Source organism: Pseudomonas sp. PB101, assembly GCF_009764265.1.
GTDB lineage: Bacteria > Pseudomonadota > Gammaproteobacteria > Pseudomonadales > Pseudomonadaceae > Aquipseudomonas.
On record NZ_RWIR01000092.1, the window covers coordinates 26,847 to 52,325 of the forward strand.

The following is a 25,479-nucleotide window of genomic DNA, read 5'->3' on the forward strand; positions in this document are numbered from 1 at the left end:
TTTATTCTGAAAAAAGTCGCTGCTTTCTTGTTATTTCGACTGTTTCGGACCCATTTTCATTGGGCGTGCAACCGTCTAAACCGCGGCAGGTAAAACCATTATTTTTTTGAGGCGCAACCCGCATGCGCCATCATTGCAACCGCGCCTTTAAACGAAGTGCAACCAGCCTGTAACAACGTGCGTCACCGAAGTGCACACTGCTGGTGCGGGACTGCTACAACCCGCACCACTACAGGCTAGCTGCTGATCGAAAAAGCGCCGCTTTCCACTGCAAAAATCAACCTTCAGATCACGATCCGCAGGCACTGGCCTGCGTGATACAGCGAGAATCCCGCCTCGTACAGACAGCTGCGCAACCCCACCCCGGCCAGTGGCTGCATGGGCGCAAAGGGAATCGGTAGCGCTTGAGGATTTCCGTTACACAGGTAATCGGCGAAGGCCTTGCCGACCACCGTTCCCGTGGTCACGCCCCGGCCGTTATAGCCGGTGACTGCCACCAAACCGGGCGCCGGCTCGAACAGACGCATCAAATGATCGGGGGTGAAGGCGATGCAACCGGTCCAGGTGCACTCCCACTCCACCTGTTTGAGGTAGGGGAAATAGTGCTGCTGCACCCGGTCGGCCCAGGCCTTGAGAAACCAGGCCGGCTTCTGATTGCCATTGCCGAGGCTGCCCAGCAGCAGGCGCCCGTCTTTATCCCGACGAATACTGCTCAGGACCTGACGGGTATCCCAGGAACCCTGGCCGCCCGGAAGAATTTGCTGCGCAGCCTCTTCGGTCAGCGGCACCGAGGCCACCTGATAGTAATAACCGGGGAAGAAATTGCGCCGCAGCTCTGTCCAGTCGCCTTCGGTGTAGGCATTGGAGGCAATCACCACTTTCTCGGCCATGACCGAACCCTGGGCGGTTTGCACCGACCAGCGCTGGCCCTGGCGTTCGAGCCGGGTAACCGGGGAATGATCGAACAACTGACCACCCAGACCGATGGCTGCCTTGGCCAGCCCCGTGGTGTAGGCCATCGGGTTGAGCGTGCCGGCACGGCGATCGAGCAGCGCGGCGGCGATCTTTTTCGTGCCGGTTGCTTGCTCGCAGGCCTGACCGGTGAGCAATTCCACCGGTGCGCCGCGACGCTTCCATTGCTCTTCCCGACTGCGCAGATCGGCTTCGCCACGGGCGTTGTGCGCCATGTGCAGCGTGCCTTCGCGGCGCAACTGGCAATCGATGTTGTATTTATCCACAAGGCTGAACACCAGGGACGGCGCCGCACCCAGCATGCGGTTGAGCTGGCTGCCGACTTCGCTGCCAAACCCGGCCTCGATCTCGTCCGGGGGAATCCACATCCCGGCATTGACCAGCCCGACGTTGCGCCCCGAGCCACCGTGGCCGGCGCGATGGGCTTCGAGCACACAAACACTCTTGCCTTGTTCCAGCAGATGCACCGCCGCCGACAGACCGGTAAACCCGGCGCCGATGACGCAGACATCCACCGTGACCTCACCCTTGAGGGCCGAATTGTCCGGCCTTTGCGGCGTCAGTTTTTCCCACAGACACTCTTCGCGTAACGGCATTGCCAGACTCCAGGCAGAAACCTAACAAACAAAAACAACGCATCGCTGGCAAGCCAGCTCCCACAGGGTTTGTGTACACCTTGTAGGAGCTGGCTTGCCAGCGATGAGGGCCTATCAGTCAAACGTGATCCCTTGAGCCAACGGCAACTCCAGCGAATAGTTCACGGTGTTGGTCTGGCGGCGCATGTAGCCGCGCCATGCATCGGAGCCGGACTCGCGACCGCCGCCGGTTTCTTTCTCGCCACCGAACGCACCGCCGATTTCCGCGCCGCTCGGGCCGATGTTGACGTTGGCGATGCCGCAGTCGCTGCCCACCGCCGACATGAACTGCTCGGCTTCACGCACGTCGGTGGTGAAGATGCACGAGGACAGGCCTTGTGGCACGGCATTGTTCAGGCGCAGGGCTTCCTGGAAGTCGCTGTAACCGACCACGTACAGGATCGGGGCGAAGGTTTCGTGGCACACCACGTCGCTCTGCTCCGGCATTTCGACGATCGCCGGCGACACGTAGTAGGCGTTCGGGAATTGATCCTCGAGCTGACGCTTGCCGCCGAAGACCCTGCCGCCTTCGCTCAGGGCCTGCTCCAGCGAATCCTGCATGTTGTCGAAGCTTTGCTTGTCGATCAGCGGGCCGACCAGGTTGCCTTCCAGCGGATGGCCGATACGTACTTTCGAGTACGCGGCCTTCAGGCGGGTGACGATTTCTTCCTTCACCGATTCATGGGCGATCAGGCGACGCAGGGTGGTGCAGCGCTGACCGGCGGTGCCGACGGCGCTGAACAGGATCGCGCGAACGGCCATGTCCAGGTCGGCGCTCGGGCCGAGGATCATGGCGTTGTTACCGCCCAGTTCGAGAATGCTGCGGGCAAAGCGCGCGGCCACTTTCGGCGCCACTTCGCGGCCCATGCGGGTGCTGCCGGTGGCGCTGATCAGCGCAACGCGCGGGTCATCCACCAGGGCTTCGCCGGCATCGCGGCCACCGATGACCACCTGGCACAGGTGCGCAGGGGCATCGCTGAAATTCTTCACCACGCGGTCGAACAGTGCCTGGCAGGCAAGTGCCGTGAGCGGAGTCTTTTCCGACGGTTTCCACACCACAGGGTTGCCGCACACCAGCGCCAGCGTGGTGTTCCACGCCCAGACCGCGACCGGGAAGTTGAAGGCACTGATCACGCCGACGACGCCCAGCGGGTGCCAGGTTTCACGCATGTGGTGGCCAGGACGCTCGGAGGCGATGGTCAAACCGTACAGTTGACGGGACAGGCCGACGGCGAAGTCGCAGATGTCGATCATTTCCTGAACTTCACCCAGGCCTTCCTGGGTGATCTTGCCGGCTTCCCAGGACACCAGCTCGCCGAGGTCTGCCTTGTATTCGCGCAGCACTTCACCGAATTGACGCACCAACTCACCACGGCGCGGTGCCGGGACCTTGCGCCACAGTTCGAACGCATGATCTGCGCGACTGATGTGCTGCTCGACTTCAGCCGCGCCTTCCCAGTTCACAGCGGCAATCGTGCTGCCATCGATCGGCGAATGCACCGGCACTTTGCCGTTCTGGTACAGGGCCGGATTCACACCTAGACGATCAAGCAATGCGGCAACCATGGGTCACTCCTCAAGCAAAAGACAGAACACGTGCAGCCGGAAATTCACGGCTGATCAGACCTGTAGTTTTAGCTGCCCGGAGGTTACTCAACAAACGACCATTAAGAGAGATATCATTCCGTTTATTCATGCTGTGCATTGCTGGCAATAAAGAGACAAGAACCAAGGACCGCCCATGCTGAATAAACGCTACTTGCCATCGATCGCTGCGTTGCAGTGCTTCGAGGCCGTCACCCGGCATTTGAGCTTCACCCGGGCCGCCGAAGAGCTGAACCTGACCCAAAGCGCCGTGAGCAAACAGGTCGCGCAACTCGAAGAGCTGCTGCAGCACCTGCTGTTCCGTCGGGTGCGCCGCCGCCTGCAGATGACGCCAGCCGGCGATCTGTACCTGGTTGAGGTGCGAAAAATCCTTACCCAGGTGGAGATGTCGACCCATTACCTGCGTTCCTACGGTGGCGAAACCGAAGTCCTGCGGGTTTCGACGCCTCCTACTTTCGGTGCACGCTGGCTGGTACCGCGCCTGAAAGGCTGGCGCCTGCGGCATCCATCGATTCACCTGGACCTGTGCAGCGAGCAGGAAGCCGACGATCTGCTGCAAGGGCGCAGCGACCTGGCGTTCTACTTCGGCCAGGGTTCGCGGCCCGGCACCGAGTGCCTGAAGCTATTCGGCGAAGAGCTGGTGCCCGTATGCGCCCCCGGCAGCCTGCCGGACACGCCGTTCACCGACCCGACGCAACTGACCGACCTGGTCCTGCTGCAAAACGCCTCGCGCCCCCAGGCGTGGCATGACTGGTTCGATCACCAGGGTTATCACACCGAGCACAGCTACCACGGCCCGCGTTTCGAAACCTTCTATATGTGCATCCGCGCCGCCCAGGTTGGCTGCGGCGTGGCGTTGTTGCCACGCTTTCTGGTGGAAGAGGAACTGGCTGACGGCAAGCTGGTCATTCCCTGGCAGCATGCAATGCCCAGTACCGACGCCTATTACCTGGCGTACCCGGAGCATTCGGCGGAAGTGCCCAAGGTGCGGGACTTCGTGAAGTGGATGCTGGAGCAGATCGATAGCCCTGAGATGTCGCAAATTTAGGGGTGCACGCCGTACCTGTGGGAGCTGGCTTGCCAGCGAAGGCGTAATACCGGACAAAATTGATTTTGAATGTGCCGACCTCTTCGCGGGCAAGCCCGCTCCCACAGGGATCTAGAGTGATCCAAGAAATCGCTGGCAATCCAGCCCTCTGATATGCGCCACTAGCGCCACTGATCAATACCGCTGCGCTGGAGATTCCCGTTATGAGCGAGAGTGTATTTGCCGATCGCATCGTGCAGAACCTGCTCGACACCGACTTCTACAAGCTGACCATGATGCAGGCGGTGCTGCACAACTACCCCAACGTCGAAGTCGAATGGGAGTTTCGTTGCCGTAACAGCGAGGACTTGCGCCCCTATCTGGCGGAAATCCGTTTCCAGATCGAGCGCCTGGCCGAACTGAGCCTGAGCGCCGATCAATTGAGCTTTCTGGAGCGCATCAGCTTCCTGAAGCCGGATTTCCTGCGTTTTCTAGGGTTGTTTCGCTTCAACCTGCGCTACATCCACACCGGCATCGAAAACGGTGAGCTGTTTATCCGCCTGCGTGGCCCCTGGCTGCATGTAATCCTGTTCGAAGTGCCCCTGCTGGCGCTGGTCAGCGAGGTGCGCAACCGCTATCGCTACCGTGAAATCGTACTGGAGCAGGCCCGCGAGCAGCTCTACCGCAAGTTCGACTGGCTGAGCGCCAACGCCAGCAGTGATGAATTGTCCGAGTTGCAGGTGGCCGATTTCGGCACCCGTCGCCGTTTTTCCTACCGAGTGCAGGAAGAAGTGGTGAATGTGCTCAAGCACGATTTCCCCGGACGCTTCGTCGGCACCAGCAACGTGCACCTGTCCAGGGAACTGGACATGAAACCCCTGGGGACCATGGCCCACGAGTGGATCATGGCGCACCAGCAACTCGGCCCGCGGCTGATCGACAGCCAGATCGCCGCACTCGATTGCTGGGTCCGCGAATACCGGGGCCTGCTGGGGATTGCCCTGACCGACTGCATCACCATGGATGCCTTCCTCGGCGATTTCGACCTGTTTTTCGCCAAGCTTTTCGACGGTTTGCGCCACGACTCGGGCGACCCGGTGGTTTGGGCGGAAAAAGCCATCGCCCACTATCACAGGCTCGGCATCGACCCGATGAGCAAGACGCTGACCTTCTCCGACAGCCTGACCCTGCCCAAGGCCCTGGAGATATTCCGGGTGCTGCGCGGTCGGATCAATGTCAGCTTCGGCATCGGCACCAACCTGACCTGTGACATTGCGGGTGTCGAACCGATGAGCATCGTGCTTAAAATGACCGCCTGCAACGGCCAGCCGGTGGCGAAGATCTCCGACGAGCCAGGCAAGACGCACTGTAAAGACCCGAATTTCGTCGCCTACCTGCGACACGTTTTCCAGGTTCCTGCCGCCCTTTCAAGTACATCAAGCAAGGAGTGAATTCATGCAAGCCGTACAGCGTGAGATTGCTGAACAGCTCAAGGTCCAGCCGCCATTCGCCGACGAAGCCGCCCTCGAGGCTGAAGTCGCCCGGCGGGTGACCTTCATTCAGGACTGTCTGGTCAACTCCGGGCTCAAGACCCTGGTGTTGGGCATCAGTGGCGGTGTCGACTCCCTGACCGCCGGCCTGCTGGCCCAGCGCGCCGTGCGTGAACTGCGCCAGCGCAGCGGCGACGCCGCCTACAAATTCATCGCCGTGCGCCTGCCCTACGAAACCCAGTTCGATGAGCACGACGCCCAGGCATCGGTGGACTTCATCAAGCCGGACGAGCGCCACACCGTGAACATCGGCCCGGCGGTCAAGGCCCTGGCCAATGAAGTGGCGGCCTTCGAAGGCAAACATGCGGTGTCGGTGGATTTCGTGCTCGGCAACACCAAGGCGCGCATGCGCATGGTCGCCCAGTACACCATCGCCGGCGCGGCCCATGGCCTGGTGATCGGCACTGATCACGCGGCGGAAGCGGTGATGGGGTTCTTCACCAAGTTCGGTGACGGCGCCTGCGACCTGGCGCCACTGAGTGGCCTGGTGAAAAACCAGGTCCGCGCCATCGCCCGCAGCTTCGGCGCGCCGGAGTCGTTGGTGGAAAAAGTCCCGACCGCCGACCTCGAAGACCTGTCGCCCGGCAAACCGGACGAAGCGTCCCATGGCGTGACCTATGCCGAGATCGATGCGTTCCTGCACGGCAACCCGGTACGCGAGGAAGCGTTCAAGATCATTTGCGATACGTACAACAAGACCCATCACAAGCGGGTTATGCCGTTTGCGCCTTGATTGGTGATTGAATGAAAAAGCCCGCTGAAGTGTTGAGCTTCAGCGGGCTTTTTCTTTGGCCAGAACATGCGTCGATGCTTCTGGCCTCATCGCGGGCAAGCCCGCTCCCACAGGATTTCAGGTGTTCACAAAAATTGTGTCCGACACAGAACCTTGTGGGAGCGTGGCTTGCCCGCGATGAACGATGACGCGGTGTGCCTGTTTACTTCAGGGTCACGGTGCCTTTCATCATCGAGATGTGGCCCGGGAACGAGCAGAAGAACCCGTACTTTTCACCGGCCGCGAGCTTGGACACATCGAAGGTCACCGAATCGGTTTCGTTGGCGCCGATGATCTTGGTGTGGGCGATCACGCGGGCGTCGCCTTCCTTCAGGTAGTTCTTGTCGATGCCGGCGCTCAGGCCATCGGTGGCGATCGGCTGCATGTCGGCTTCTTTACTCAGCACCCAGTTATGGCCCATGACGTTCTTCGGCAAGCTGCCGGAGTGCTTGAGTTCCACGGTAAACGTCTTGCAGCTCTTGTCGATTTCAATGGCCTTCGTGTCGAAAGACATCTGGTCGGTGGAGTCGACAGTGACTTTGCACTCTGCAGCCATCAGTTGGCTGCTGGCCAGTGTCAACAGGGATACCGCAACAAGTTTGGCAAACATGGTGAATCTCCAAGGCAGGGTTAACGAAATCGCGAATGGACAGAAGACTGCCTGAAAACTTCGCAAGTTCATATGACTTGAATCAAAAATTGTATACAACTTTCGGGCTATGAGCCCGATGCAAACTATCTAACGGCCAAGTGTCTGGTCCGGGCCTATCATCAGGCCGTCCCCCTTCAAATGGAACATCTGTCATGTCGATCAACAGTCTGTTGTGCAGTTTGCTGGCCGCCTACGCTTGCGGCGCCAGCGGTACGTACGAAACCCGGGAACACCAAGTCTAGCCCTTGGAGTACGGTGCGCCTGGCTTTACTCTGTGGCCTTGATCGACCATGGAGCAAGGCATGTCTTTAACATCCGTCTGTGTATTTTGTGGCGCCAGCACCGGCACCAACCCGGCTTACCGCGAAGCCGCCGTGGCCCTTGGCCGGGCTCTGGCCGAACGCAAGCTGACTCTGGTTTATGGCGGCGGCGCCGTGGGCTTGATGGGCATCGTCGCCGACGCGGCCCTGGCGGCCGGCGGTGAAGTGATCGGCATCATCCCGCAAAGCCTCAAGGACAAGGAAATCGGCCACAGCGGCCTGACCCGCCTGGAAGTGGTCGATGGCATGCATGCGCGCAAGGCACGGATGGCCGAGCTCAGCGATGCCTTTATCGCCCTGCCCGGTGGCCTTGGCACCCTCGAAGAATTGTTCGAAGTCTGGACCTGGGGCCAGCTCGGCTACCACGGCAAACCGCTGGGTTTGCTGGAAGTGAACGGTTTCTACAGCAAACTCACCGGTTTTCTTGATCACATCGTCGGCGAAGGCTTCGTTCGCGCGCCGCACCGTGACATGCTGCAGGTGAGCGAATCGCCGCAAACACTGCTCGACGCTCTCGATAGCTGGCAGCCGAGCGTACCGCCGAAGTGGGTCGAGCAAAAACCCGACTAACGACTCGGCACCGATACAGGGCAGAATACGCGCCGCTCAACCTCACCTTCGACCCCAGAGGATCGCCCATGGCTAAACCCAATTATTCCTTCGCCAAACGTCAGAGAGACTTGGCCAAGGAGCAGAAGAAAGAGGAAAAGCTTCAGCGCAAGAAAGCTACAGCTGAAGAAGAAGCCGCCGCACTGAACCCGGAAGCAGAAGGTGAAGTGGCCGCAGAAAGTGATGTTGAAGCACCGAAAGATCAGGCGCCCGACGCCTGAGACCCTCAGGGCCCGATGATCTGATCAGGCCCACCGGATCCTCTGTAGGAGCGAGCCTGCTCGCGATGGTCGTTAACGATGACGCGGGAAACCGGGAGAATCGCGGTGCCCTAGCGTTTTTCCCGAGCAAGCTCGCTCCTACAGTGGATCGTTGTCAGTCCAGTGGCATCACGGTGACCCGCACTTCCGGGTCGTGATTACCGCCCCCCAGAATCACCCCCCGCAACGGCGAAACATCGGAGAAATCGCGGCCCCAGGCCAGGGTGATGTGCTCCAGTGCCGGCTGCACATTGTTGGTCGGATCGAAGTCCACCCACCCCAGCACCGGACAAAACACCGAGACCCAGGCGTGCGATGCATCAGCACCGATCAATCGCGGCTGGCCCGGTGGTGGCTGGGTCAGCAGGTAGCCGCTGATGTAGCGCGCCGCCAACCCTCTGGAACGCACGCAGGCGAGCATCAGGTGAGCAAAGTCCTGGCAAACCCCGCGTCGACGCTCCAGCACTTCTACCAGCGGCGTCGCCACTTGGGTCGCCTCGGCATCGAAGGTGAACTCGCTGAAGATTTTCTCCATCAGCGCCTGCAAGCCGAGCAACAACGCTCGACCGGGCGGAAAACAGCTTTGCGAGAACTCGACGAAGTTTTTCTTCAAATGCACATACGGCGATTCAAACCGGTATCGGCAGGCTTCGAGCAACTCGGGTGACAGCGCTTGGCTGCTGTAGGTCAGCGCGCCACGGGTCTGTTCCCACGCCGGTGACAGATTGAAGTCCAGCGCAGGTCGGGGCAGCACTTCAATGGTCAGGCTGGCATTGACCAGCAATTCATCGTGAGGACGCTCGAATGCCAGCCGGGTCAGCGGATTGCCGAAGACATCCAGCTCATCGCGGCGCGAGGTCGGCTGCGGGCTGATCTGCAGTTGCCGGTCGGTGCAGCGCTGCCAGGCACAAGGTCGCGGCCACAAATGCGCCAGTTGCTGAGCCAGGGACACCGGGCTGTCGTAGTGATAATGGGTGTCGTGGAAAATCTGGTAGTGAGCGCTCATCAGACGGACACCGTGCGCTGACTGACATCGTCGACATGGGCGAAATGCCGCAACGCCAGGCGATCGGACACCTGCCCGCTGGCGTCGGCGATCTCTTGCAGCAGTGCGGCCAGCCCCCCGATCGCGGCGCGAACACTGGCGTCGCCGAACAGCGGGTTCTCCAGGCAGCCGAGATCGAATCGCGCCAGTCGCTCGACCAATTGCGGCAGCGCTGCTTCGCGCGGCACGCCAAAGTCATCGTTGAGGCGCTTGAGGGTGCGGGTCACCAGTTTCAACTGGAACAACACGGCGTGAGGGTTCTGCTCATCGAGCAACAGCAGGTCGAGCACCGGGATCAACTGCGCCACCGCCAGGTATCGAGACCGGTAGGTGATGCTGCTGTTGCCCAGTTCCAGCAGCCATTCCAGCCCGGCCTGGTCGAAAGCCCCGGCGCCCCGAAGGAACGCCGCCAGGCTGCCGCTGAGAAATTGCAGGCGCTCGATCCGCCGGCCAATCATCAGGAAACGCCAGCCTTCGTCCCGGGTCATGTCGTCCAGGGCAAAGCCCGACAACGCCGCCAGGGACATCACCAGCCGGTTGAGGAAGTCCAGCAACTCGCCGAAATCCGGCTCTTCGGTTTCCAGCTCCATGGCTTCGCGCTGCAACTCCACCAATGCCTGCCAGTTTTCCCGCGAGAGCTTGCCGCGCACCTGGGATGCGGCCCACTGCAGGCGTTGCAGGTTGGAACGCAGGCTGAACGGCCAGTCATCGCCGAGCAACGCCGCCAACAGGCGCTCGGGCAACTCGCCCTCCTCGGGCAGCAACATCAGCCGTTCGCCGAGATCCACCGCGGCCTGCAGGGCTTGCGGGTCGTCGCCGTCGACATAGCGCGCCAGCATGATGCGCAGCAAACGGGCACTGTCATCGCAACGTTCGCAGTAACGACCGAACCAGAACAGGTTTTCCACCACCCGCGACGGCAGGTACGGATCGCGCCGCACCAGGTCATGCACACCGATGTTGCGCTGGGCCTTCCATTGTTCGCCGCTGGGCGCACGCTCGCCCAGCACCCAGGTGTCCTTGCTGGCGCCACCGCGTTGCATCGACACCACTTCGGCATCGGCTTGCGCGGCGACCCGGGTCAAGCCACCGGGCAGTACCCGATACCCCTCGCGGCTGGCCACCGCATACACGCGCATGCCGATGGCGCGGGGTTGCAGCTGACCGTCCTCGGCTTGCCAGATCGGCGCCTGGGACAATTGAGCAAGTTCTTGCGCGACATAGGCGTATGGCCGAGCCTGCATGCGCTCGGCGAGTTCCTGGCGCTGTTTTTCACTCAGATCACGGCCAAATACCGGTGCAAAGCTTTGAGACGGAAACGCCGGTTTGATCAGCAGCTCCGGCAGCTTTTCCAGGGCCTGGGCCAATACCGGCGCTTCGCCGCACCACCAGGTGGCGATGGACGGCAGAATCAGTTCTTCGCCAAACAGGAATTGATTGATCTTCGGCAGGAAACCCAACAAGCCCGGTGATTCCAGTACACCGCTGCCGAGAGCGTTGGCCACCAGCACCCGCCCCTGGCGCACCGCTTCCAGCAGGCCCGGCACGCCGAGGGCCGAATCGGTGCGCAACTCCAGCGGATCGCAGAAATCGTCATCGAGACGACGCATGATCGCGTGGACCCGACGCAGGCCACTCAGGGTCTTCAGGTAAACCGTGGCGTCGCGCACCGTCAGGTCGCCGCCCTCCACCAGCGGATAACCGAGCTGGCGAGCCAGATACAGATGCTCGAAATAACTTTCGTTGAAACGCCCTGGTGTCAGCAGCACCACCAACGGCGCGTCCCCGTCACTCGGGGCCTGCCGGGCCAGGGTTTCCTGCAAGGTGCGGAAGAACCCGGCCAGGTGCTGCACTTTCAGATCGCGGTACAGCTCGGGAAAGGCTCGGGATACGATCGTGCGGTTTTCCAGCGCATACCCGGCTCCCGACGGCGCCTGGGTACGATCCGCCGTCACCCACCAGCGGCCATCGGGTGTGCGCGCCAGATCTACCGCATACAGATGCAGAAAGGCTCCGTCGGGCGGACTGATGCCCTGGCAGGGCCATAGGAAGTTGTTATGGCCGAATACCAGCTCCGCCGGCAGCAGCCCCTCGGCAATCAATCGTTGCGGACCGTAAAGGTCAGCGAGCACGGCATTGAGCAAGCGCGCCCGCTGAGCGATGCCGGCCGACAACTGCTGCCACTCGTCAGCCGCGATGACATGGGGCAATAGGTCCAGCTCCCATGGCCGGTCCGCGCCCTTGGGGTCGGCATAGACGTTATAGGTAACGCCGTTTTCCTGGATTTGCCGGGTCAGCAACGCCTGACGCTGCACCAACTGCGCCGGCGTGCTGCGTTGCAACTGCTCGAACAGTCGGCGCCAGTGCGCGCGCACGGCGCCACTGTCGTCGAGCAGTTCGTGATAGGTGCCCGCCGTGAGCGGGTAGCGGTCTAGCAGGTCAGGCATGGAAAGCTCGGCAGACAGCAATGAACGGTCAGACTAGCGCAGGCTCGTGACGCCCGGATAGACGAAAAACCCGGGCGTCGCGGACGGTCTAGAAACGTCGCAAATCGAGCGTCATCGGCAACTCGTCGTTAATGTCCGCAATCGGTACAGGAATTTTCCCCGGCGTGTGTCCGATACGGAAGAACCGCGCCATACGCCGGCTCTCCGCTTCATTGGCGTTCACCGGCAAGCTGTCGTAGTTGCGCCCGCCCGGGTGGGCGACGTGGTACTGGCAACCGCCCAGCGAGCGCTGCATCCAGGTGTCGAGCAGGTCGAACACCAGCGGCGCATGGACCGGAATGGTCGGTTGCAGACAGTTGGCCGGTTGCCACGCACGAAAGCGCACACCCGCGACGAATTCCCCTACACGTCCGGTCGGCTGCAAGGGCACCGGAATGCCGTTGCAGGTCAACAGGTAACGCTGAGGCGGCAAGCCACTGAGCTTGACCTGCAAGCGCTCCAGCGACGAGTCTACGTAACGCACCGTGCCGCCCATGCCGCCCTCTTCGCCCAGCACATGCCAGGGCTCGAGCGCCTGGCGCAGTTCCAGCGCAATGCCACTGACGGCGTAATCGCCCACCTTGGGAAAACGGAACTCCAGGTGCGCGGCGAACCATTCGGCCCGCACCGGATAACCGGCGGCATTGAGGTCGACGATGACATCGGCGAAGTCTTGCTCGATAAAATGCGGCAACAGGAAGCGATCGTGCAGCTCCGTGCCCCAGCGCGCCAGTTTCGGCGGTGCGTAGGGCTCGCGCCAGAACCGCGCGACCAGCGCCCGCAGCAACAGCTGTTGCGCCAGGCTCATGCGCGCATGGGGCGGCATCTCGAATGCACGCAGCTCCAGCAACCCGAGGCGCCCGGTGGCACCGTCCGGCGAATAGAGCTTGTCGATGCAGAACTCGGCGCGGTGGGTGTTGCCGGTGACATCGATCAGCAGGTTGCGCAGCAGTCGATCCACCAGCCATGGCGGACATTCTTCACCCACTTCAGGCATCTGTGCGAAGGCGATTTCCAGTTCATACAATGCATCGTTGCGCGCTTCGTCGACACGCGGTGCCTGGGATGTCGGACCGATGAACAACCCGGAAAACAGGTAGGACAGCGACGGATGGTTGTGCCAGTAACTGATCAGGCTGCGCAGCAGATCCGGGCGACGCAGAAACGGCGAGTCCCCCGGTGTCGCGCCACCCAGCACGAAATGGTTGCCGCCGCCCGTGCCGGTATGCCGGCCGTCGATCATGAATTTCTCGGTGGTCAGCCGGGTCTGGCGCGCTTCTTCGTAGAGGAACTCTGTGCGCTCGACCAGCTCATCCCAGGTCGCGGACGGCTGCACGTTGACCTCGATCACCCCCGGGTCCGGGGTGATGCGGAAATTGCCCAGGCGCGGATCGCTCGGCGGCTCATAGCCCTCCAGCAACACCGGACACATCAGCTCTTGCGCGGTGGCTTCGATGGCCGTGACCAGTTCGAGGTAGTCCTCGGCCCGCTCCAGCGGCGGCATGAACAGGTACAACCGGCCTTCCCGCGCCTCGGCACAGAACGCCGTACGGGTCAGCCAGTCGGCGGATTCGTCGACCTTCGGTGCGCGCTCTTGCAGCTCGGCGAGCTCGCCCTGGCTTTGCAGTTGTGCGGTGTCGGGCAGCGGCGGGAAGTCTTGATTCGGGTCTTGCGGATGAATGAACGGATACTCCGCCGCTTTCACCCAGGGTTGCGAACCCAGCGGCAAGCGATAACCCAGCGGCGAGTCCCCCGGCACCAGTCGGCAGTGCTCGTCGCGCAGATACCAGCGGCCGCTCTGCCATTGATCGCCCTTGGCGGTGCGCGCCAGCGGCAGGACCTGGCCGATGACCTTGTCCAGGCCTTGGCTGAAGACTTTGCGCAGACGCGCACGCTCCATGGGTTCTTCAAGACGCGAATCTTCGGCGCTGACGTTCTGCGGCAACATGCCTTCACGCCAGAGGTAATAGAAATTGTCTTCGTAGGCTGGAAACACAAATCGCGTCGGAATTTTCAAACGCTCGGCGACGCTCGCCAGAAAACGCCCGGCCAGCGCGTCATCGGCGCCGTAGTCTTGCTGTTCGTCGGCGATCAGCGCGCTGTTGTGCCAGATCGGCACGCCGTCACGGCGCCAGTAGCAATTGAGCGACCAGCGCGGCAGTTGCTCGCCGGGATACCACTTGCCCTGCCCGAAATGTACCAGCCCCTGGGGCGCGTAGTGCTTGCGCATGCGCTGGAACAGTTCGGCGGACAACCGTCGTTTATCCGTCCCCAGTGCGGCGGTGTTCCACTCGGCGCCGTCCGGGTCATCGATGGACACAAAGGTCGGCTCGCCCCCCATGGTCAGGCGTACATCGCCTTCAAGCAGGTCCGCATCGATCTGCCGGCCCAGGGCCTGAATCGCCTGCCACTGATCGTCGGTGTAGGGCTTGGTGACCCGCGGGGCTTCCCAAATCCGCTCCACCGACATTTCGTGGCTGAATTCACACTCGCACGGTTCCACCAGGCCACTGATCGGCGCCGCAGAGGAGGGATCGGGACTACAGGCCAACGGAATGTGTCCTTCACCGGCAAACAGCCCGGACGTCGCGTCCAGGCCGATCCAGCCGGCACCGGGCAAGTACACCTCGCACCAGGCATGCAGATCGGTGAAATCCACTTCGGTGCCGGACGGACCGTCGAGACTCTTGACGTCGGCGGTCAACTGGATCAGGTAACCCGAGACGAACCGTGCCGCCAGCCCCAGATTGCGCAACAGCTGCACCAGCAACCACGCGGAGTCGCGGCACGAACCGCAGGCGTGTTCAAGGGTGTGTTCAGGCGTCTGGACGCCCGGCTCCATGCGGATCAGGTAGTCGATGTCGTCGCTCAGGCGCTGGTTGAGCGCGACGAGAAAATCCACGGCGGGCAACGGGGTGCAGTCGATGCCGTCGAGATAGGCCTTGAACTTCGGCGTCAGGGGCAGGGTTTCCAGGTACGGCGCCAGTTCCTTGCGCTCATCGGCGGCATAGGCGAAGGGAATTTGTTCCGCGTAGGGTTCGAGGAAGAAGTCGAACGGATTGAAAATCGCCATTTCTGCCAGCAGATCGACTTCGATCCGCAGCTCTTCGGTTTTCTCCGGGAACACCAGCCGCGCCAGGTAATTGCCCTGAGGGTCCTGCTGCCAGTTGATGAAGTGCTGTTCGGGGGAGACTTTCAACGCATAGGACAGAATCCGCGTGCGGCTGTGAGCGGCGGGACGCAGGCGAACGATCTGCGGGCCGAGCTCGACAGCGCGGTCATAGCGGTAATGCGTGACATGGTGCAATGCGACATGAATCGACACGGCGTGCCTCCTGCGAGCCTTGAGCGTATGGGAAAGCGCGCAAGACTTATGCCATCCAGTGGCGCTGGCGCTTTCCCCCGTTACAGGAGGCAGTACAGCACCAAAATCGGGCGATGCGAGGAAATGGGTTGAGGTAGTTGCGCCTTAATGTGGCGAGCAGTTGCTGAAAGGTTGAATGAGCCGGCCTCATCGCTGGCAAGCCAGCTCCCACAGGTTTATCTGCCGCTCACAATACTGTGGCCATTGAAGATCCTTGTGGGAGCTGGCTTGCCAGCGATGAGGCCTATGGCTTCAACACATTTCCTATGCCTGAAAATGCAAAACGCCAACCCGAAGGTTGGCGTTCTGTTCAGCTCAAGCGCGGTTTAGCGCGGCACGACCGGCTTGCGAGCCGGCTTCGGCCCCTTGCCCTTGGCCGCGTCCTTGCGCTCCTTGGCCGCCTGCTGGTTACGGGCGAACGCCGCAGCCTTGGCTTGCTCACGCTTGTCCCACGGGTTGCCGCCATCGCTGGCGCGCGGTGGCAGGCCGGTGTGCTGGGTGAGGATCTTGGTGGTCTTTTCTCCTGCAACCTTGTGGCTGCCGGCCGGCGTCGAGTTCTTGCGACGGGCGCTCTGGTAGCTGTCGGTCGACGGCTGGTGCAACGGGATAAGCTGGTTCTTGCCAGGCCCGATCAGGTCGGCGCGGCCCATGCGGGTCAGCGCTTCACGCAGCATCGGCCAGCCTTTCGGGTCGTGATAACGCAAGAACGCCTTGTGCAGGCGACGCTGCTCTTCGCTCTTGACGATGGTCACCGCGTCAGACTTGTAAGTGACCTTGCGCAGCGGGTTCTTGCCCGAGTGGTACATCGCGGTGGCGGTGGCCATCGGCGACGGGTAGAACGCCTGCACCTGGTCGGCACGGAAGCCGTTGCCCTTGAGCCACAAGGCCAGGTTCATCATGTCTTCATCGGTGGTGCCCGGGTGGGCGGCGATGAAGTAAGGAATCAGGTACTGCTCCTTGCCCGCTTCCTTGGAGTACTTCTCGAACATGCGCTTGAACTTGTCATAGCTGCCGATGCCCGGTTTCATCATCTGGTTGAGCGGACCTTCCTCGGTGTGTTCCGGGGCGATCTTCAGGTAGCCACCGACGTGGTGGGTCACCAGTTCCTTGACGTACTCCGGCGACTCGACCGCGAGGTCATAGCGCAAGCCGGAAGCGATCAGAATCTTCTTCACACCCGGCAATTCACGGGCACTGCGGTACAACTGGATCAGCGCCGAGTGGTCAGTGTTCAGGTTCGGGCAGATGCCAGGGAACACGCACGATGGCTTGCGGCACGCGGATTCGATTTCCGGGCTCTTGCAGGCGATGCGGTACATGTTCGCGGTCGGGCCGCCGAGGTCGGAGATCACGCCGGTAAAACCCGGGACTTTGTCACGAATCTCTTCGATTTCGCGAATGATCGACTCGTGGGAACGGTTCTGGATGATCCGGCCTTCGTGCTCGGTGATCGAGCAGAAGGTGCAGCCGCCGAAGCAGCCACGCATGATGTTCACCGAGAAGCGGATCATGTCGTAGGCCGGGATCTTCTCCTTGCCGTACGCCGGGTGCGGAATGCGCGCATAAGGCATGCCGAACACGTAGTCCATTTCTTCGGTGGTCATCGGAATCGGTGGCGGGTTGAACCAGACGTCGACTTCGCCATGCTTCTGTACCAGCGCACGGGCGTTGCCCGGGTTGGTTTCCAGGTGCAGCACGCGGTTGGCGTGGGCGTAGAGCACCGCGTCATTGCGGACCTTCTCCACCGACGGCAAACGGATCACGGTCTTGTCGCGGGTCATGCGCGGGCTGGCCAGGATCTGTACGACCTTGGCTTCCTGCGGGTCTTCAACCGGGCCCTTTTCCTGCTCGATGGCGCAGGCTTGGGTGTCCTGGGTGTTGACGTACGGGTTGATGATCTTGTCGATCTTGCCCGGACGGTCGATGCGCGTGGAGTCGACTTCGTACCAGCCTTGCGGCGTGTCACGACGGATGAACGCGGTGCCGCGCACGTCGGTGATGTCTTCGATCTTGTGACCGTAGGACAGGCGCTGGGCAACCTCGACGATGGCCCGCTCGGCGTTGCCGTACAGCAGGATGTCGGCGCTGGCGTCGATCAGGATCGAGTTGCGCACCCGGTCCTGCCAGTAATCGTAATGCGCGATGCGGCGCAGGGACGCTTCGATGCCGCCAAGTACGATCGGCACATTTTTGTAGGCTTCCTTGCAGCGCTGGCTGTAGACCAGACTGGCGCGGTCCGGACGCTTGCCGGCCATGCCACCCGGCGTGTAGGCGTCGTCGGAACGGATTTTCTTGTCCGCGGTGTAGCGGTTGATCATCGAGTCCATGTTGCCGGCCGCGACACCGAAGAACAGGTTCGGCTCGCCGAGCTTCATGAAGTCGTCTTTGGACTGCCAGTTCGGCTGGGCAATGATCCCGACGCGGAAGCCCTGGGACTCCAGCAGCCGGCCGATGATCGCCATGCCGAACGACGGGTGATCGACGTAGGCATCACCGGTGACGATGATGATGTCGCAGGAATCCCAGCCGAGCTGATCCATCTCCTCCCTGCTCATGGGCAGGAACGGCGCTGGCCCGAAACATTCGGCCCAGTACTTGGGATAGTCAAATAACGGCTTGGCTGCTTGCATGTCGATAACCGGTGTTGGCTTTCATTGAATTTCGCGGGCGCGGAATATAGCACATTTTTTGACCAATTCCGACGACTGTGGTCGGAAATTGCGTCGACCCCATCGCGAGCAAGCGCGCTCCCACAGGGTTCTGTGTGATACCAAAATAGCAGGTACACCATAAATCACTGTGGGAGCGGGCTTGCCCGCGATGGGGCCGGGTCAGACGATGAAAAACTTACTCGTCGTCGTCGAAGTTATAGCTACCCGGCGCCAGGTTCTCGAAACGGGTGTACTTACCGATGAACGCCAGGCGGATAAAACCGATCGGGCCGTTCCGCTGCTTGCCGATGATGATCTCGGCAATGCCCTTGTGCTCGGTTTCCGGGTGATACACCTCGTCTCGGTAAACGAACATGATCACGTCGGCGTCCTGCTCGATCGCTCCGGATTCCCGGAGGTCGGAGTTGATCGGACGTTTGTTCGGCCGCTGCTCCAGGGAACGGTTGAGCTGGGACAGCGCCACCACCGGGCAGTTGAATTCCTTCGCCAGGGCTTTCAAGGAACGCGAGATTTCGGAAATCTCGTTGGTCCGGTTGTCACCGCCGGAACCTGGAATCTGCATCAACTGAAGGTAGTCGATCATGATCAGGCCGATGTCACCGTGCTCACGCGCCAGGCGTCGGGTACGCGCACGCATTTCCGATGGGCTGATACCGGCGGTGTCGTCGATGAACAGCTTGCGGTCATTGAGCAGGTTGACCGCCGAGGTCAGGCGCGGCCAGTCGTCATCTTCCAACTGACCGGAACGCACCTTGGTCTGGTCGATCCGGCCGAGGGACGACAGCATACGCATGACCAGCGATTCGCCTGGCATCTCGAGGGAATACACCAGAACAGCCTTGTCGCTGCGCAGTACGGCGTTTTCCACCAGGTTCATCGCGAAGGTGGTTTTACCCATCGACGGACGACCGGCGACGATGATCAAGTCAGCCGGCTGCAGACCGCTGGTCTTCTCATCAAGGTCGGTATAGCCAGTGGACAGGCCGGTAATGGCGTTGTCTGTGTTGAACAGCGTGTCGATGCGATCGATGGCTTTGGTCAGCAAATCGTTCACGCCCACCGGGCCACCGGTTTTCGGCCGGGCCTCGGCAATCGCGAAGATCTGGCGCTCGGCTTCGTCGAGAATCTCTTCGGCGGTGCGACCTTCCGGGTTGAAGGCGCTGTCGGCGATCTCGGTGCTGATGCCGATCAGTTGGCGCAACGTCGCGCGTTGACGGACGATCTGCGCATAAGCCTTGATGTTGGCGACGGACGGGGTGTTTTTCGCCAGTTCGCCGAGGTAACCGAGGCCACCCACTTGCGACGTCTGACCTTCCTTGTCCAGTTGTTCGGCAAGGGTCACGACGTCAATCGGGGAGTTCTGATCCGCCAGCTTGGCGATCGCACGGAAAATCAGACGGTGGTCATGTCGATAGAAATCGCCGTCGGAGACTTGATCGAGCACGCGCTCCCAGGCGTTGTTGTCCAGCATCAGACCACCGAGTACAGCCTGTTCGGCTTCGATGGAATGCGGCGGCACTTTCAGCGCGGCGGTTTGCAGATCGTATTGCTCAGGAGCGGAGATTTCGTTCATGGCCACTTGGAATCAGATGTAAAAACGGGGATGCCAGAAAGACAAAGGGCACGACCTGTAAACAGGATCGTGCCCGATGTTACCGGCAAGCACCCGAGGGTGCCAGCCGACAAGTGCTGCTTAAGCTGCTACCACGACAACGCGTACGGTGGCTTCAACTTCGGCGTGCAGGTGCACGGCTACGTCGAATTCGCCTACGTTGCGGATGGTGCCGTTCGGCAGACGAACTTCGCTCTTCTGCACTTCAACGCCGGAGGCGGTCAGTGCGTCAGCGATGTCGTGAGTACCGATCGAACCGAACAGCTTGCCTTCGTCGCCAGCGGTGGCAGTGATGGTCACTTCCAGCTCGGCCAGTTGGGCAGCGCGGCTTTCAGCCGAAGTTTTACGATCTGCTGCTGCTTTTTCCAGCTCTGCACGACGCTCTTCGAACGCAGCCAGGTTGGCTGGGGTCGCAGCGGTAGCTTTGCCGTAAGGCAGCAGGTAGTTACGACCGTAACCAGCCTTAACGTTCACTTTGTCACCCAGGTTGCCCAGGTTGGTGACTTTTTCCAGAAGGATCAGTTGCATGTGAAAATCCTCTTAACTTTTAACCTTCACCGTTCGCGTTATCGGCATCTTTCGGTGCCGAACGACCGCGAAAATCAATCAGGCTGTCGACGATGGCCAGGACCACCAGCAACGGATAGATCAGTTGCATGAACAGCAACAGCGTCACGTACAACCCCACCAGCCAGAACCTGGCCAGTCGCTTCTGCGCCACCAGCCCGTGAATCAGGGCCAGCCCGGCGAACACCAGCGGTACGCTGCACAACGGCGTCAACATGGCCATCTGCGAACCGAGATTCGGCCCCAGAAGCATGCACGCCAGCAGCAACATCGCCGGCAACAGCGGGAAGCGGATGGCGCGAAACTCGCGACCAAAACCGCCCGGGTTATACAACAACGCCTGCCAGTAGCGCCCGACAAGCAGGCTCAGCAAGCTGACGATTTGCAACAACGCCGCAATCAGGCCGGTCAGGACCGGTGCAATCAGGGACGCGAAACGCGCTTGTTCGTCTACCGACAACTTCTGGTAGACGTCACCGAGTAGCGACGGCATGACTTTTATCAAAGCCTGCGCCAGCATCTCGATCTGGGGAGCAAAAGCTGTCCCCAACACCACTGAAAACACCACTCCCATCGCTATGCTGACCAGCAGCACGCGGTTCCAGGACTCGCTTGCGCGCAAAACCAACGCAAGGCTCGCAGACCCCAGCAGCACCAGAAGTGCCCGTGGGTCGTCGGAGTAAAGCCACCAGATCAATGCCGGCAGCAGTCCCAGAGCAAGAACGCCCAGGGCGTCCTTCAATCCGCGCCGCAGGAGCACAAGGCATCCGGCGGCAGCACCCAACCAATACAACAACGGCAATGCCGCACATCCAGCCACTACCAGAGTGGCCTGCACACGGCCCCGCATGATGAACTCAGCTAAGGCACGCATACATTCAATCCTTTGCTACGTGTCGACTGCCCGGTCTCAGCGGCCGTGGCTGTCGGTGTAGGCCAGCAGGGCCAGGAAGCGGGCGCGCTTGATAGCGGTGGCCAGCTGACGCTGATAACGAGCTTTGGTACCGGTGATGCGGCTTGGAACGATTTTGCCGGTCTCGGATACGTAGGCTTTCAGAGTGTTGAGATCTTTGTAATCGATCTCTTTCACGTCTTCAGCGGTGAAGCGGCAGAATTTACGACGACGGAAGAAACGTGCCATTTGATAGGCTCCTTAAAAGGTCCGTGGATTACTCGTCAGCGTTATCGCTGTTGTCGCTGTCATCACTGTCAGCGCTTTCAGCGCCTTCGTGCTCAGGACGGTCGCGACGCTCACGGCGCTCACTGCGGTTTTCTTCAGCCTTGAGCATCTCGGATTGGCCGGTAACGGCTTCTTCGCGACGGATGACCAGGTTACGGATCACTGCATCGTTGTAGCGGAAGTTGTCTTCCAGCTCGGCCAGGGCCTTGCCAGTGCACTCAACGTTCAGCATCACGTAGTGAGCCTTGTGAACATTGTTGATTGCGTAGGCCAGTTGACGACGGCCCCAATCTTCCAGACGGTGGATTTTGCCGCCGTCTTCTTCGATCAGCTTGGTGTAACGCTCAACCATGCCGCCGACTTGCTCGCTTTGATCCGGGTGGACCAAAAAGATGATTTCGTAATGACGCATGAATGCTCCTTACGGGTTGTAGCCTGCCGCTCAAAAGCGGTCAGACAAGGAGTGAATGACACTTATGGACTTGCGTGGGTAAGGCACATGAATGCCTGCCGTCACAGCAAGGGGCGCAATTGTAGAGAAGGGGCGAAGGAGGCGCAAGGTAATTGGTGATTAATTGAGCAGCCGCCATTTACCACACCCCGTTGGAGCCGGCTTGCTGGCGATCGATGCGATTGGGTATGTCAGACACACCGAGGTGCATGGATCGCCAGCAAGCCGGCTCCTACAGGCTGGATCAGGGCTTCTTGGCAGCAGCCTTGGCTTTGACACTGCGCTGACGCTGCGCTTCGAACAGGCAGACACCGGTTGCAACAGAAACGTTGAGACTGCTGACGCTCCCCCCCATCGGCAGGTTCACCAGGTAGTCGCAATGTTCGCGGGTCAGGCGACGCATGCCTTTGCCTTCGGCACCCATGATCAGGATGGTCGGGCCGGTCAGGTCCTGGTCATACAGGCTGACCTCAGCCTCGCCAGCCGTACCGACAACCCACAAGCCGCGCTGCTGGAGTTTTTCCAGGGTGCGCGCCAGGTTGGTCACGGCAACCAGCGGAATCACTTCCGCCGCGCCGCAGGCGATTTTTCGCACAACCGGCGTCAGCGTCGCCGACTTGTCCTTCGGCACGATCACTGCCAGCGCACCCGCCGCATCAGCCGAACGCAGGCAAGCGCCAAGGTTGTGCGGATCGGTCACACCGTCGAGCACCAGCAACAACGGCGCGCCGTCGGTGCGATCGAGCAACTCGTCGAGCATCGCCTCGCCCCAGACCTGGCTCGGACTCACGTCCGCGACCACACCCTGGTGCACGCCTTCAACCCAGGCGTCCATTTCGCGGCGCTCGGCCTGGCCGACCTGGACCCGGTTTTCGTTGGCCAGCTCGATCAGCGTCTGGACCCGAGGGTCATTGCGACCTTCGGCCAGCCAGATCTGCTTCACGCGTTTCGGGTGATGACGCAACAACGCCTCTACAGCATGTACGCCGTAGATCTTTTCCAACTGACTCATGGCTTGGCCTTAGGTTTACGCGCCCCGCCACTCTTGGCTGGAGCCGAGCCCGCTTTTGGCGGACCTTTACGATGTTTGCTCGGTTTGGCTGGCTTGCCGCCGACGGCCTTCTCAGGCGTCGACCGACTGGTCTTTCCCCCAGACGCCGCTTTACCGCCGCTTTTCGCACCGGCCAGCAACGCCTGTTTCATTTCACGACTCTTGCGCACTTCGGCATTTTTCGCCGCCGCATCGCTCGGGCGATAGGCTTCGACAGCCTTTTCCTTGGCAGGACGACGACCGGTTTTCGCCGGGGCCGGCTCTGCTTCCGATTTTTTGGAAGACGCGGCAGGTGCTGCGGTTTCAGTGCCACGCTTCTTGCGACCGATCGGCGCGCTGATGGTTGTTTCGGCCATCTCGAAGTCGATCTTGCGCTCGTCGAGATCGACGCGCATGACCCGCACTTCAACGGTGTCGCCAAGGCGGAAGCTGCGACCGGTACGCTCACCGGCCAGGCGGTGGTGCACAGGATCGAAGTGGTAGTAATCGCCCGGCAGCGCGGTGACGTGCACCAGGCCCTCGACGTAGATATCGGTCAGCTCGACGAACAGGCCAAAACCGGTCACCGCGGTGATCACGCCCGGGAACGACTCGCCCACGCGATCTTTCATGAACTCGCACTTGAGCCAGTTCACCACGTCGCGGGTCGCTTCGTCGGCACGGCGCTCGCTCATCGAGCACTGCTCGCCGAGCTGCTCCAGAGCCGCTTCGTCGTACGGATAAATGCGCGCTTTCGGAATGGTCATCGCGCCGGCACGGCGAACGTGCGGTGTGTTCTGCTTCGAATGGATCACACTGCGAATCGCCCGGTGCGTGAGCAAGTCCGGGTAGCGGCGGATCGGCGAAGTGAAGTGCGTGTACGCCTCGTAATTCAGGCCGAAGTGGCCCTGGTTATCGGCGCTGTACACCGCCTGGCTCAACGAGCGCAGCATGACGGTCTGGATCAGGTGGAAATCCGGACGATCCTTGATACCGGCCAGCAATGCTTGGTAATCCTTCGGCGACGGACCGTCCTTGCCTTTGTGCAGGGACAGGCCGAGCTCGCCGAGGAAGGCGCGCAGCTTTTCCAGACGCTCCGGCGGCGGACCGTCGTGAACGCGGTAGAGCGCAGGGATTTCGTGCTTCTTCAGGAACTCGGCGGTGGCCACGTTGGCCGCCAGCATGCATTCCTCGATCAGCTTGTGCGCATCGTTGCGCACGGTCGGACGGATTTCGGCGATTTTGCGCTCGGTACCGAAAATGATCCGGGTTTCCTGAGTTTCGAAATCGATCGCGCCACGCACGTGACGTGCCGCCAGCAACACCTTGTACAGCGAGTACAGCTGCTTGAGGTGCGGTACCACGTCGGTGTACTCGCCGCGCAGCTTGCGCCCTTCGGTAGCTTTCGGCGTTTCCAGCATCGCGCTGACCTTGTTGTAGGTCAGGCGGGCATGGGAGTGAATCACTGCTTCGTAGAAGCAGTAGTCAGTCATTTCGCCGGATTTGGAGATGGTCATCTCGCAAACCATAGCCAGACGATCGACTTGTGGATTCAGCGAGCACAGGCCGTTGGACAGCTGCTCAGGCAGCATCGGAATTACGCGCTCAGGGAAGTACACCGAGTTACCGCGAACCTGCGCTTCAGCATCCAGCGCCGAACCGAGCTTCACATAACTGGATACGTCGGCAATCGCCACGTACAGCTTCCAGCCACCCGAGAACAGGCGCAGCTTGCCCGGACGGGCTTCGCAGTACACCGCGTCATCGAAGTCGCGAGCATCTTCGCCGTCGATGGTGACGAACGGCAGATGACGCAGGTCGATGCGCTTCTCTTTGTCTTTCTCTTCGACTTCCGGCTTGAGCTTGCCGGCTTCCTTGAGCACGGCGTCAGGCCAGACGTGAGGAATGTCATAGGTACGCAGGGCGACGTCGATTTCCATGCCCGGCGCCATGTAGTTGCCCACGACTTCAACCACGTCGCCTTGCGGCTGGAAGCGTGGCGTCGGCCAGTGAGTGATCTTCACTTCAACGAACTGACCGATCTGCGCGTTGGCATTGCGGCCCGGCGTCACCAGCACTTCCTGCTGGATTTTCGGGTTATCGGCAACCACGAAGCCGATGCCGCCCTCTTCGAAGTAGCGACCGACGATCGTTTCGTGAGCGCGAGACACCACTTCGACGATCATGCCTTCACGGCGACCACGACGATCCAGACCGGAAACACGCGCCAGGGCACGGTCACCGTCGAACACCAGACGCATCTGCGCCGGGCTCATGAACAGGTCGTCACTGCCGTCGTCCGGCACCAGGAAGCCGAAACCGTCGCGGTGACCGCTGATGCGGCCCAGGATCAGGTCGAGCTTGTCCACCGGCGCATAAGTGCCGCGACGGGTGTAGATGAGTTGAGCATCGCGCTCCATGGCGCGCAGGCGGCGGCGCAGGGCTTCGATCTGGTCTTCAGTGGTCAGACCAAACTCTTCGACCAGTTGCTCGCGGTTAGCGGGCGAACCTCGATCAGCAAGATGCTGAAGGATCAGTTCGCGGCTAGGAATGGGGTTTTCATATTTTTCCGCTTCACGAGCGGCCTCGGGATCGAGGGACTGCCAATCGGCCATTAGAGAGTTTTCACCTTGTCTATATGCGGGTTAGTTTGGCATAGGCGTAATGAAA

General features: G+C 61.0%; 19 protein-coding genes. 5 read left to right on the forward strand and 14 right to left on the reverse strand.

The window, feature by feature from the left end; genetic code table 11:
• Window positions 1-284: 284 nt before the first annotated feature.
• Entirely contained in the window at window positions 285-1,568 is a 1,284-nt protein-coding gene (locus EI969_RS27645) for an FAD-binding oxidoreductase (RefSeq protein ID WP_150714595.1), read from the reverse strand.
• 114 nt (window positions 1,569-1,682) lie between these two features.
• Entirely contained in the window at window positions 1,683-3,173 is a 1,491-nt protein-coding gene (locus EI969_RS27650; RefSeq protein WP_160390506.1) for an aldehyde dehydrogenase family protein, read from the reverse strand.
• Between the two features lie 175 nt (window positions 3,174-3,348).
• On the opposite strand from EI969_RS27650, the gene EI969_RS27655 reads away from it, so the two are divergent.
• The 3 genes from EI969_RS27655 to nadE all read left to right on the forward strand — a co-directional run bounded on the left by EI969_RS27655 (window position 3,349) and on the right by nadE (window position 6,522).
• A complete protein-coding gene (locus EI969_RS27655; RefSeq protein WP_150813606.1) occupies window positions 3,349-4,260 on the forward strand; it encodes a LysR family transcriptional regulator in 912 nt (303 codons plus the stop codon).
• A gap of 203 nt (window positions 4,261-4,463) precedes the next feature.
• Complete coding sequence (pncB, locus tag EI969_RS27660) at window positions 4,464-5,690, forward strand: nicotinate phosphoribosyltransferase (protein ID WP_160390507.1); 1,227 nt, start codon at window positions 4,464-4,466, stop codon at window positions 5,688-5,690.
• Between the two features lie 4 nt (window positions 5,691-5,694).
• Window positions 5,695-6,522, forward strand: coding sequence for an ammonia-dependent NAD(+) synthetase (nadE, locus tag EI969_RS27665; RefSeq protein ID WP_160390508.1), 828 nt, complete (start codon window positions 5,695-5,697; stop codon window positions 6,520-6,522).
• A gap of 202 nt (window positions 6,523-6,724) precedes the next feature.
• Here the strand turns inward: nadE and azu are convergent, their stop codons facing one another.
• Window positions 6,725-7,171, reverse strand: coding sequence for an azurin (azu, locus tag EI969_RS27670; RefSeq protein WP_007973294.1), 447 nt, complete (start codon window positions 7,169-7,171; stop codon window positions 6,725-6,727).
• A gap of 344 nt (window positions 7,172-7,515) precedes the next feature.
• On the opposite strand from azu, the gene EI969_RS27675 reads away from it, so the two are divergent.
• On the forward strand, window positions 7,516-8,103 hold the full coding sequence (locus tag EI969_RS27675) for a TIGR00730 family Rossman fold protein (protein ID WP_160390509.1): 588 nt from the start codon (window positions 7,516-7,518) through the stop codon (window positions 8,101-8,103).
• A gap of 68 nt (window positions 8,104-8,171) precedes the next feature.
• The gene (locus tag EI969_RS27680) at window positions 8,172-8,363 is read left to right on the forward strand and encodes a hypothetical protein (RefSeq protein WP_110660080.1); all 192 of its coding nucleotides are present in this window, start codon (window positions 8,172-8,174) and stop codon (window positions 8,361-8,363) included.
• 154 nt (window positions 8,364-8,517) lie between these two features.
• Here the strand turns inward: EI969_RS27680 and EI969_RS27685 are convergent, their stop codons facing one another.
• The 11 genes from EI969_RS27685 to rnr all read right to left on the reverse strand — a co-directional run bounded on the left by EI969_RS27685 (window position 8,518) and on the right by rnr (window position 25,424).
• Entirely contained in the window at window positions 8,518-9,408 is an 891-nt protein-coding gene (locus EI969_RS27685) for a transglutaminase family protein (RefSeq protein ID WP_160390510.1), read from the reverse strand.
• On the reverse strand, window positions 9,408-11,894 hold the full coding sequence (locus EI969_RS27690; protein WP_160390511.1) for a circularly permuted type 2 ATP-grasp protein: 2,487 nt from the start codon (window positions 11,892-11,894) through the stop codon (window positions 9,408-9,410). Before EI969_RS27690 ends, EI969_RS27685 begins: the two co-directional genes overlap by 1 nt.
• An 88-nt stretch (window positions 11,895-11,982) precedes the next feature.
• The gene (locus tag EI969_RS27695) at window positions 11,983-15,258 is read right to left on the reverse strand and encodes a transglutaminase family protein (RefSeq protein WP_160390512.1); all 3,276 of its coding nucleotides are present in this window, start codon (window positions 15,256-15,258) and stop codon (window positions 11,983-11,985) included.
• 365 nt (window positions 15,259-15,623) lie between these two features.
• The gene (locus tag EI969_RS27700) at window positions 15,624-17,927 is read right to left on the reverse strand and encodes a YgiQ family radical SAM protein (protein ID WP_160390513.1); all 2,304 of its coding nucleotides are present in this window, start codon (window positions 17,925-17,927) and stop codon (window positions 15,624-15,626) included.
• A gap of 217 nt (window positions 17,928-18,144) precedes the next feature.
• Window positions 18,145-19,542, reverse strand: a complete 1,398-nt coding sequence (gene dnaB, locus EI969_RS27705; RefSeq protein ID WP_034149637.1) for a replicative DNA helicase — start codon at window positions 19,540-19,542, stop codon at window positions 18,145-18,147.
• Between the two features lie 120 nt (window positions 19,543-19,662).
• Window positions 19,663-20,109, reverse strand: coding sequence for a 50S ribosomal protein L9 (gene rplI, locus EI969_RS27710; protein ID WP_046039839.1), 447 nt, complete (start codon window positions 20,107-20,109; stop codon window positions 19,663-19,665).
• Between the two features lie 19 nt (window positions 20,110-20,128).
• Window positions 20,129-21,022, reverse strand: coding sequence for a hypothetical protein (locus EI969_RS27715; protein WP_160390514.1), 894 nt, complete (start codon window positions 21,020-21,022; stop codon window positions 20,129-20,131).
• Window positions 21,023-21,058: 36 nt separating this feature from the next.
• Window positions 21,059-21,289, reverse strand: coding sequence for a 30S ribosomal protein S18 (rpsR, locus tag EI969_RS27720; RefSeq protein WP_002551829.1), 231 nt, complete (start codon window positions 21,287-21,289; stop codon window positions 21,059-21,061).
• A 28-nt stretch (window positions 21,290-21,317) separates the two neighbouring features.
• The gene (gene rpsF, locus EI969_RS27725; protein WP_003217491.1) at window positions 21,318-21,740 is read right to left on the reverse strand and encodes a 30S ribosomal protein S6; all 423 of its coding nucleotides are present in this window, start codon (window positions 21,738-21,740) and stop codon (window positions 21,318-21,320) included.
• A gap of 283 nt (window positions 21,741-22,023) precedes the next feature.
• Complete coding sequence (gene rlmB, locus EI969_RS27730; protein ID WP_160390515.1) at window positions 22,024-22,791, reverse strand: 23S rRNA (guanosine(2251)-2'-O)-methyltransferase RlmB; 768 nt, start codon at window positions 22,789-22,791, stop codon at window positions 22,024-22,026.
• The gene (rnr, locus tag EI969_RS27735) at window positions 22,788-25,424 is read right to left on the reverse strand and encodes a ribonuclease R (RefSeq protein ID WP_160390516.1); all 2,637 of its coding nucleotides are present in this window, start codon (window positions 25,422-25,424) and stop codon (window positions 22,788-22,790) included. The genes rlmB and rnr overlap by 4 nt, the downstream gene beginning before the upstream one ends.
• Window positions 25,425-25,479: the final 55 nt, after the last annotated feature.

Bases quoted from the DNA above. Each gene is read 5' to 3' on its own strand.
- EI969_RS27700 (WP_160390513.1), bottom strand. From the start codon at position 17,927: ATGCAAGCAGCCAAGCCGTTATTTGACTATCCCAAGTACTGGGCCGAA.
- rplI (WP_046039839.1), bottom strand. From the start codon at position 20,109: ATGCAACTGATCCTTCTGGAAAAAGTCACCAACCTGGGCAACCTGGGT.
- dnaB (WP_034149637.1), bottom strand. From the start codon at position 19,542: ATGAACGAAATCTCCGCTCCTGAGCAATACGATCTGCAAACCGCCGCG.
- azu (WP_007973294.1), bottom strand. From the start codon at position 7,171: ATGTTTGCCAAACTTGTTGCGGTATCCCTGTTGACACTGGCCAGCAGC.
- EI969_RS27675 (WP_160390509.1), top strand. From the start codon at position 7,516: ATGTCTTTAACATCCGTCTGTGTATTTTGTGGCGCCAGCACCGGCACC.
- EI969_RS27645 (WP_150714595.1), bottom strand. From the start codon at position 1,568: ATGCCGTTACGCGAAGAGTGTCTGTGGGAAAAACTGACGCCGCAAAGG.
- rpsF (WP_003217491.1), bottom strand. From the start codon at position 21,740: ATGCGTCATTACGAAATCATCTTTTTGGTCCACCCGGATCAAAGCGAG.
- EI969_RS27715 (WP_160390514.1), bottom strand. From the start codon at position 21,022: ATGCGTGCCTTAGCTGAGTTCATCATGCGGGGCCGTGTGCAGGCCACT.
- rpsR (WP_002551829.1), bottom strand. From the start codon at position 21,289: ATGGCACGTTTCTTCCGTCGTCGTAAATTCTGCCGCTTCACCGCTGAA.
- nadE (WP_160390508.1), top strand. From the start codon at position 5,695: ATGCAAGCCGTACAGCGTGAGATTGCTGAACAGCTCAAGGTCCAGCCG.
- pncB (WP_160390507.1), top strand. From the start codon at position 4,464: ATGAGCGAGAGTGTATTTGCCGATCGCATCGTGCAGAACCTGCTCGAC.
- EI969_RS27680 (WP_110660080.1), top strand. From the start codon at position 8,172: ATGGCTAAACCCAATTATTCCTTCGCCAAACGTCAGAGAGACTTGGCC.
- EI969_RS27690 (WP_160390511.1), bottom strand. From the start codon at position 11,894: ATGCCTGACCTGCTAGACCGCTACCCGCTCACGGCGGGCACCTATCAC.
- EI969_RS27685 (WP_160390510.1), bottom strand. From the start codon at position 9,408: ATGAGCGCTCACTACCAGATTTTCCACGACACCCATTATCACTACGAC.
- rlmB (WP_160390515.1), bottom strand. From the start codon at position 22,791: ATGAGTCAGTTGGAAAAGATCTACGGCGTACATGCTGTAGAGGCGTTG.
- rnr (WP_160390516.1), bottom strand. From the start codon at position 25,424: ATGGCCGATTGGCAGTCCCTCGATCCCGAGGCCGCTCGTGAAGCGGAA.
- EI969_RS27655 (WP_150813606.1), top strand. From the start codon at position 3,349: ATGCTGAATAAACGCTACTTGCCATCGATCGCTGCGTTGCAGTGCTTC.
- EI969_RS27650 (WP_160390506.1), bottom strand. From the start codon at position 3,173: ATGGTTGCCGCATTGCTTGATCGTCTAGGTGTGAATCCGGCCCTGTAC.